Raw genomic sequence first — 889 nt, forward strand, 5'->3', positions numbered from 1 at the left:
CCGGGAGCCGCCGGCCGCGTTACGGGGGCGAGCCGGGCCGGGTACGCGGCGGCGCGGCGGTTCCTTGGACGGCACTGCGTCACCTGCCGGGGCTGGTCGGGGCCGATGGGGCGGGGGGCGTGGGGGCGGCGTCCGGAGCCGCGCCGGTGGGCGGGGCGGTCCCGTCGGCGGCGGGCGGGGCCGTCGCCCCGGGGTCGGCCGGGCTCGCGGACGACGCCGCCGGAGGACTCGCCTCCGGCGCGGGGGCGGCGGGCTCAGGGGACGGTTCGGCGGTGGCCCGCTCGGGCACTCCGCGTACGGTGCCGTCCGGGTCGAGGAAGACGGGGCTGCCGCCGGGCACCATGCCGAGCTGCCGGGCGCGGCGCTCCAGGGCGTCCGGCTCGGAGTAGCTGTCCACGTCGTGCTGGAGGGCCTGCTGCTCGTCGGTGAGCTCGGTCGTCCGGCGCTCCAGCCGGCTCAGCTTGAAGGAGCCCTCGTTGAGGGCGGAGTTCAGCAGCAGGAGGGAGATCAGGCCACCGGCGAGGAGCAGCACGACCAGCAGGACGAAGGGGGTCCGGGCCGCGGTGCTCGGCCCCGACGGCATCAGCCGGGCGAGCCGTCCGGGCCGCCCTTTCGTCCGCTGTCCGGCCGTCCCGGTCACCTCGTCGCCCCTGCCTTCCCCGGCGTGCGGCCGGCCCGTCGACGGGTGCTCATCGTTCGTCCTCGCGGATCCGCTCGGCGCCGCGCAGCCGGGCGGGGGCGGCCCGCCGGTTCTCGGCGACCTCCTCCTCGGTGGGGAGTTCGGCGCCGCGGGTCAGCAGTTTCAGCCGGGGCTGGTAGCGCTCGGGCACCACGGGCAGTCCGGGCGGAGCGGTGTTGGCGGCGCCGGCCGCGAAGACCTGCTTGACCA

At 78.2% G+C, this 889-nt stretch carries 2 protein-coding genes; both read right to left on the reverse strand.

From position 1 onward, the window contains the following. Positions 1 to 79: 79 nt before the first annotated feature. Positions 80 to 640 (reverse strand): cell division protein FtsL, encoded by a 561-nt coding sequence (locus IH13_RS0132240; protein ID WP_031090009.1) that lies wholly within the window; start codon positions 638 to 640, stop codon positions 80 to 82. Positions 641 to 689: 49 nt separating this feature from the next. Beyond that, positions 690 to 889: 16S rRNA (cytosine(1402)-N(4))-methyltransferase (mraW, locus tag IH13_RS0132245; RefSeq protein ID WP_031090011.1), on the reverse strand; the 200-nt coding region annotated here is incomplete at its 5' end.

Source organism: Streptomyces sp. NRRL WC-3549, assembly GCF_000721935.1.
Classification (GTDB): Bacteria; Actinomycetota; Actinomycetes; order Streptomycetales; family Streptomycetaceae; genus Streptomyces.